The organism is Pseudomonas sp. BF-R-26, from assembly GCF_019947395.1.
Taxonomy (GTDB): Bacteria; Pseudomonadota; Gammaproteobacteria; order Pseudomonadales; family Pseudomonadaceae; genus Aquipseudomonas; species Aquipseudomonas farris.
On record NZ_JAGYGK010000016.1, the window covers coordinates 158,853 to 165,985 of the forward strand.

Genomic DNA, 7,133 nt, shown 5'->3' on the forward strand with positions numbered 1-7,133 from the left:
GGTGGGCTAGGGTCCGTGAGAGGTGGGAACGTATTAATAGCGGGTAGTGAGTTATGGCGCACGCCCTATTGAGCATTAGCGCTTAGAAATAATGGCTCTTCGCCCTGTTACGTATTGAAACCCTTTGGTACTTTGGCGGTGGTAGGAATTTTCCTACAGCAATTGTCGATAAAGGGCAGCACTTGTGGCGATCAAATCGGTTTCGAAGGAACGAATAGACAAAGCAATGCTGGAGTTTGATCGTAAATTTCGGAGTAAGCGCGAGTGGCAGGGCTGGGAAAATAACTTAGCTCACCGTTACGCCGTTCACGCGGGCGGTGAGCTGTATCCCGCGAAGAAAATCGTCTCTCTGGCTACCGGCATTGCCGTAGGCGAATTCTCCGGTGGGCACCCGACCAACAGTTACCTAGAGAAGCGAGGCTTCACTATTGTGGAGTTACCGCGTGGGGACGGCGAGCCGGTGTTGCAGTTCACGCCGGGGGCTGTTTACGACCGAAAAACTGAGATCAATGGACCGTTCGGTGGAAGCCTGCAAAGCGGCATTGCAGCGTCCGCTACCTACCCTGTAATTTTTTTGTTTACGGGCGATAGCGGTGAGCAATACGGGTATGCCGACCATTGGGAAGACGGCGCCTACTTTTATACCGGTGAAGGACAACGCGGGCCGATGACTTTGATCAGAGGCAACCGAGCCATTGCTGAGCATGCCGAGGATGGCCGAGCGTTGCACTTGTTTAAGTCCCTTGGCAAAGGTAATGGCTACGCTTACGAGGGCGAGTTTTCGTGCGCCGACATGTTTAACCGGACCCAGCCGGATGTGACTGGCCAGGCGCGGACGGCGATTGTTTTTCGGTTAGTACCTGTGGGTATTCCTAGTGGAATGATTGAGACTGAAGAAGATGAGGATAAGGCTGACCTTCCCGACTCTCTGGCTGCTGCACGGTTGGCTGCGCTGGCTGCATGTAAGCCAGGCAGTGATGAGTTAGGGCAATCCGCTCCACGTAAGCTCTATCAGCGCAGCCGAAAGGTTGCGTACTATGTACTGATGCGCGCTCAGGGGGAATGCGAGAGCTGTGAGATGCCGGCTCCTTTTATGAAAAAGGATGGCACGCCCTACCTAGAGCCCCATCATGTAAACCGGCTCTCAGATGGTGGGTTAGATCATCCACGCTATGTGGGGGCTGTATGCCCAAGTTGCCATCGGGAAATTCATTCTGGAGTGCACGGGTCGTTGGTGAATGAAAGGCTGAAGAAGCGGTTGGAAGTCATTGAACGCTGATTGAGCGATGCGCCAAGGCAATTGACCCTAATCTGAAGAGCGCTCCAGTCGCTTTCTTTCTTCTTTACGCTCATAACAACTCCGAGGGTTGAAAACCCTCGGAGGATACTGAGCGGACTGTCTGCGAAAATTCCTACGGCGAACTGCGATGCTTCTTTCTGTCGATCCTACAAGGTCTAACCGACCGAATGCTTCGAAGAGTGAAACGCCTCCAAGACCTTACGCCACAAAGGCTTAACTGCTGGAACGCGCCTTCGCGTTCTATTCAGCAATAGATAAGGCATGTCCCGCAGCCTTATCCAACCTTCATCCTGCCAATGCAACAGACTCAACGACATCTCCGGCCAATCCAACAAACTCAACATCGGCCGATCCGCATTCTTTGACGGCCCCGCATCGCGTAAGGCTGGCACCACTTGATGAGTCAGCCACTCGCGCAATAACCGATTCCCCGGCGCGTAGTGATAGACCAGCAACGCATACACGCCTGACTCGCTGAGCATCAGCCGCTTTTCCGGTTGTCCGTGGTAGTCGATCAGCAACGTGTGCCGCTGATCTTCATCCAGTTTGCTGACTACGCGATCGCTCAGATGGAAACCCATCAAACGCCCCAGATCTCGGGCGCAGAACCATGGCTGGTTTTCTAGGAGGAGGGCGTGAAGGTCGAGGTTTTGGCGAGTGAAGATGGTGGGGGTGTATGGATCAGACATGGCAAGCCTCCAGGGATGGAAGCGCATAGAAAATGAAGCAGCTAACGCGGATTTCCTTCGGAGAGAAGGAGAGATTTTTAGGCATATCCTTTACCTCTGTGTGATGTCAGCTTTCTTAGGGCTGGGTGCCGGGAGTTAAGAAACCCCACACAGAGGGCCGGACATATTCCCCTTTCGGGTCTTGTATTCGTCCACTCCCGGCATAACAGAGTTTTTTTGATGCCCACGGGGAAACCGTAGGCACAAAAAAGCCGCTTCTGTCGGGTGCGGTCAGTCCGCTGTGTGAGGTGTTTCTTAGGCACCGGCTTGAGAGGGTATGGTTTGAACGGGAGATGGTCAAGGCAGACTTCTTTGATTATTGTGTTTCTAAATCGAGCTTGGTGCGAGGCTCTCTGCTAGCATGACTTCTGAATGCTAGCGTTAGCAGTAGAAAAGTAGGTAGTAGATATAGCAATGAGAAATTACCGGGAATTGAGTAGGATTTTTTCCACTAATTGTGTGGAAGGTCTTGCGGGCGGAAACGTTGAGCATGTTCTTGATGTTTCGCGTTCTTATATGGATTCCTTGCCTCGGATTTTTACTCCTGCCGATGTTTATGAGGTCTGTTACAAAGATCTCAGCAGGAACTATAGATTTGAGTATTTTTTTAAGAATGTCGTTGCGAATAAAATTGTTCTTGGGCGGCATAAGCTTTCAACCGCCACTCTAATATCTGAGTTTAGAGTGGGGAATAATAAAGCTGATTGTGTGGTTTTGAATGGTAATAGCACCTGTTATGAGATAAAAACCGATCTTGATAATTTTTCAAGATTGAATGATCAATTGAATGCATATGAGAAGATATTTGATAAGACGTTTGTGGTAGTGGCAGAAACTCATAGAGAGTATGCACTAAAAAATATCAATGATAGCGTTGGATTGATTGTTCTTACTGGCAGAGACACTTTGTCAGAGGTCCGGAGTGCGAGGATTGTTAGGAGTAAGATAGACCCAAAAGTTTTAATTCGCTCCTTACGCCAACCTGAATATTTTTCAATGGCTTGTCAGATTGAAGAGGCACCGCGAGGGCTTTCAAATACTGAAGTTTTCAGTTGGTGTGAGTCGGTTTTTTTGAAAGCCGATGCGGATTTGTTGCGATCAATTTTTTGTAAAACTCTAAAGGATACACGACGATCAAGTCGGGAGTTTTCGCTTGCGTTACCACGAACGTTGCTAATGGCCAGCCTTAGCGTAAAACTTTCAAACGTTAAGAAAAATAATCTAATGAGGGTGCTTAACTCTCCACTTTAAAGGGATGTTTGATGTATTTTCCTATACTAAAGGGTAAGCAAAATGAATTGATAGCGTTGCGTGAGCTGTCAGAGATCATCGATGCTCAATATATAAAGCCAGTCGTTGAGCCTGTAAGGGAAAATATATCTCCCTTAAAAAGAACTATAAGGCAGCTGGCGGATAATGGGATAATACCACTTGTGGTAATAAATCCGTCTCTAGGTGATTATGCCGGTGGCGAGGACTTAATAAGTCAATTTTTACAGGAGGAGGAAGGGGCTTATTTACCTTGTGTCAAGATCAAGAGTCCTCAGGATTCTGCCGCGATAGGGCTTTTTCAATCCTTTCGTGGTCGGGCGGCAGCCTATATTGAAAGTAGCGTCGATAGAGCAATGGTAGATGTAATCAATGAGTCGGTGTACACGCTGGTAAATCCAGTTAGAGTCAGTTCGGCGGCGTTTGCACAGCTCAGAAATAAAGTTGTGTATGGAGATTTCTTTAAAAAGGAAGTTAAGAACTCTGATTATGCTGAAGACTCTTTGTTTTCAGGGCTGCACACCGAGTACCGAGAGTTTGATAATGTTGTCGGGTTTGGTGATTTCACTATCTTAAGTGAGGACTACTCTGAGTCAGGCGGGCCTGCATATGTAGTGGCTGTGCATCTGTCATACATAAATCGAGAAGAATACGACGCTATGCATGTTCGGCATTTTTCTTCTTATGATGACCGTACCCCTACAAACCCAGGCGGCAAGTTTATGGATGCTCTGAATAAGCTTGTTCAATATGTTACTGTCAATCCTAATAAGTTTACTCGGACAACCGGTCTGGGTGAGTTTTTTGCTCTTCATGCTTCAAGGCACTATCCTGGCCTTGGGCATGTGAAAAAAATCTCGATAAAACATCATATTGAAACAACGTGTCACTACATTCAGGAGCATTGAAATGGCTAAGTGCTGTATTCATTGCTTTACTGATTCGGTTTTGATTGAGGCGGCATCAAAAGGGGTTGTTGGAAACTGTTCATACTGTGGTGCGACTAGGGTCCCTACAATTAGCTCTGATACATTGTTTTCTACGGTTGAGCTAATATTGTACAGTCTAGAGGTGTCGGCTGTAGGTGAGGATTTAGTTACGCTGCTGCATAAGCAGTTTGGTTTGCTTAGTCCTGCGGTAGTAAGGGATGCTGGAAGGTTGGCGCGTGAGATATTTGGTGATGATATTGCAGGTTTAAAGTATGCCTTTAAGTTTGATGTGTCCTTATATTCTAGCCAGTGGTTGAGTTTCAAGGAAGAGTTAAAGCATAAGAATAGATTTTTTCCGCGTAGCGCATTGATTTCTCAAGTTCTGAGTCCTTCTGCAAGTAACTCAAGTTTTGAAGTTTTTTTGGCGCTTTTGGAACAGCTGAAGGCACCTTTTGATGGTGGCGGAGTGTTGTTCAGGGCTCGAATATCTGAAAGTCCTTTAACCGCTGCGCAGATGGGGACACCACCTCCGATGATAGCTTCTGGAGGACGTGCTAACCCGATAGGAATACCGTACTTATATCTTGCGGAGAATGTAGAGACTTGCGTTGCTGAGGTTAGACCGAATAATGCAAGTGCAATTTATGTGTCGGAATTTGTGGCGATTAGCGATTTGAATTTGCTAAGTTTGACTGATCCTAGGTGTGACTCTTCAGTGCTGAAGTTCGAAGAGCAGCAAATGCAAGATGTTCTTTGCTTTCTAGATCTGCTAGAGCGCTTTTCACTTGAGCTGTCTAAGCCAGTTTTACCTGACAAATCTCATATTGAATATATACCTACGCAGTATATGTGTGAGTTTGTCAAGTCGGTAGCTAATTATGATGGGATTGTTTTTAATAGCTCTTTTGGGCAAGGTCGGAATTACGTTATATTTAATAGTGAGGTGTTTCTGGCTAGAGAGCCATATCGTGGTCAAGTAGTGAGGACTCGACATGAGTTTTTGGTTGATCCGGTTTGATAGCTAAATTTTGAGTTGTGATGATTTTTTTGCTTAGCGATAAATGCGTTTTTTTGTTGTTTTATGGTCCCGCATATAAGCTATTTCCTATCCCATTTAATGGGAATAAAAAGCCCCGAACAAGTTCGGGGCTTTTCCGTATGGGAAGTTGTAGTCAACGATTAAATCAATCCCAGCTCAAAGCCCCACCAGTCTGATACTCAATAACTCTCGTCTCAAAGAAATTCTTCTCTTTCTTCAAGTCCATAATCTCGCTCATCCAAGGGAACGGGTTAGTCGTCCCTGGATACTCTTCCTTCAAACCAATCTGGCTCAAACGACGGTTAGCGATGAACTTCAGGTAATCCTCCATCATCGCCGCATTCATGCCCAACACCCCACGAGGCATGGTGTCACGAGCGTATTCGATCTCCAGCTGAGTGCCCTGCAGAATCATCTGCGAAGCTTCTTCCTTCATTTCAGCATCCCACAAGTGCGGGTTTTCGATTTTGATCTGGTTGATCACGTCGATGCCGAAGTTCAGGTGCATGGATTCGTCGCGCAGGATGTACTGGAACTGCTCGGCGACGCCGGTCATTTTGTTGCGGCGGCCCATGGAGAGGATTTGGGTGAAGCCGCAGTAGAAGAAGATGCCTTCCAGAACGCAGTAGTAGGCGATCAGGTTGCGCAGCAATTCTTTGTCGGTTTCGACGGTGCCGGTTTCGAACTTCGGATCGGAGATCGAACGGGTGTATTTCAGGCCCCAGGTGGCTTTTTTCGCGACCGATGGGATCTCGTGGTACATGTTGAAGATCTCGCCTTCATCCATGGCCAACGATTCGATGCAGTACTGGTAGGCGTGGGTGTGGATCGCCTCTTCGAAGGCCTGGCGCAGGATGTACTGGCGGCATTCCGGGTTGGTGATCAGGCGGTACACGGCCAGGACCAGGTTGTTGGCAACCAGGGAGTCGGCGGTGGAGAAGAAGCCGAGGTTGCGCATCACGATGCGGCGCTCGTCGTCGGTCAGGCCTTCCGGGTCTTTCCAGAGGGCGATGTCGGCGGTCATGTTGACTTCTTGCGGCATCCAGTGGTTTGCGCAACCGTCCAGATACTTCTGCCAGGCCCAGTCGTACTTGAACGGTACGAGTTGGTTGAGGTCGGCGCGGCAGTTGATCATGCGCTTTTCGTCGACAGCAACGCGGGCGGAGGCGCCTTCGAGTTCGGCGAGGCCTTCGGCGACGTCGAGGGTGTCCAGGGCAGCTTTGGCACGGGCGATTGCGGCAGAGTCGGTCGCGGTAACAGCGCGAGCTTCTTGAGCGGCGACACCACCAGCGGTGTCGAGGCGGTCCATGTTGGCTTCAGTTGCGTGGCCGGCGTTGGCGCCTTTTACCACGGTCTCGCCGCTGTCTTCTTTGTCGAATTCGTCCCAGCTCAGCATGACGTGTCGTCTCCTGCGTGAGGGCCAGATTGCCCGTGTGAAAACTGATAGGTTGGTTTTTCACACAGCCGTTTCTGGCCGCGTTGGATCTAAAGGAAATCGTTTGTTGCAGCGGTACAACGCAGGCAACAAACAGAATTTTGTACGGGTGTTCCGAAGCCGCTGATGGGCGCAGAAAACGTGAGTCGCTTCTGCGTGGGCTTCAGACTGGCTTTTCACCCCTGTAAGGGAATATTGCAGGCCCGTTTAAGTCCGCATTATAAGGAAATTTTCGGCCCCGTGGTGCGGCGAAATGGCACCCGGCGTGGTCGGCGAGGGACGTTTTCAGGTTGGAGCGAGGGTTTACAGGGCTTTGGCGCAGGAAGTTTTTTTTTCGTCTGTTTTGGCTGGTTTTTGACGGTGAGAGCAAGGTGTTCGCGTGGCTATGGTCTGGTGTTGTGTTGCAAGCCAGGTGGGGCGGGGCTTTCAGGGG

6 protein-coding genes are annotated in these 7,133 nt (G+C 48.9%); 4 read left to right on the forward strand and 2 right to left on the reverse strand.

Features of this window, described 5'->3' with window-relative positions; translation table 11 throughout:
• The first annotated feature begins 184 nt into the window (after nt 1-184).
• Nucleotides 185-1,279: an HNH endonuclease signature motif containing protein gene (locus KGB18_RS23625; RefSeq protein WP_223570550.1), complete on the forward strand. Its 1,095-nt coding sequence runs from the start codon at nt 185-187 to the stop codon at nt 1,277-1,279.
• 176 nt (nt 1,280-1,455) lie between these two features.
• On the opposite strand, the gene KGB18_RS23630 is transcribed toward KGB18_RS23625, so the two are convergent.
• Complete coding sequence (locus KGB18_RS23630) at nt 1,456-1,989, reverse strand: Bro-N domain-containing protein (protein ID WP_223570551.1); 534 nt, start codon at nt 1,987-1,989, stop codon at nt 1,456-1,458.
• Nucleotides 1,990-2,442: 453 nt separating this feature from the next.
• On the opposite strand from KGB18_RS23630, the gene KGB18_RS23635 reads away from it, so the two are divergent.
• Genes KGB18_RS23635 through KGB18_RS23645 form a run of 3 tightly spaced genes read left to right on the forward strand, consistent with a single transcriptional unit; the run spans nt 2,443 to nt 5,244 of the window.
• Nucleotides 2,443-3,279 carry a sce7726 family protein gene (locus tag KGB18_RS23635; RefSeq protein ID WP_223570552.1) on the forward strand — a complete coding sequence of 279 codons (837 nt, stop codon included), beginning with the start codon at nt 2,443-2,445 and terminating at the stop codon, nt 3,277-3,279.
• Nucleotides 3,280-3,290: 11 nt separating this feature from the next.
• The gene (locus KGB18_RS23640) at nt 3,291-4,205 is read left to right on the forward strand and encodes a sce7725 family protein (RefSeq protein WP_223570553.1); all 915 of its coding nucleotides are present in this window, start codon (nt 3,291-3,293) and stop codon (nt 4,203-4,205) included.
• 1 nt (nt 4,206) lies between these two features.
• A complete protein-coding gene (locus KGB18_RS23645; RefSeq protein ID WP_223570554.1) occupies nt 4,207-5,244 on the forward strand; it encodes an RES family NAD+ phosphorylase in 1,038 nt (345 codons plus the stop codon).
• A gap of 166 nt (nt 5,245-5,410) precedes the next feature.
• On the opposite strand, the gene KGB18_RS23650 is transcribed toward KGB18_RS23645, so the two are convergent.
• Nucleotides 5,411-6,661: a ribonucleotide-diphosphate reductase subunit beta gene (locus KGB18_RS23650; protein WP_007905373.1), complete on the reverse strand. Its 1,251-nt coding sequence runs from the start codon at nt 6,659-6,661 to the stop codon at nt 5,411-5,413.
• Between the last annotated feature and the right edge of the window lie 472 nt (nt 6,662-7,133).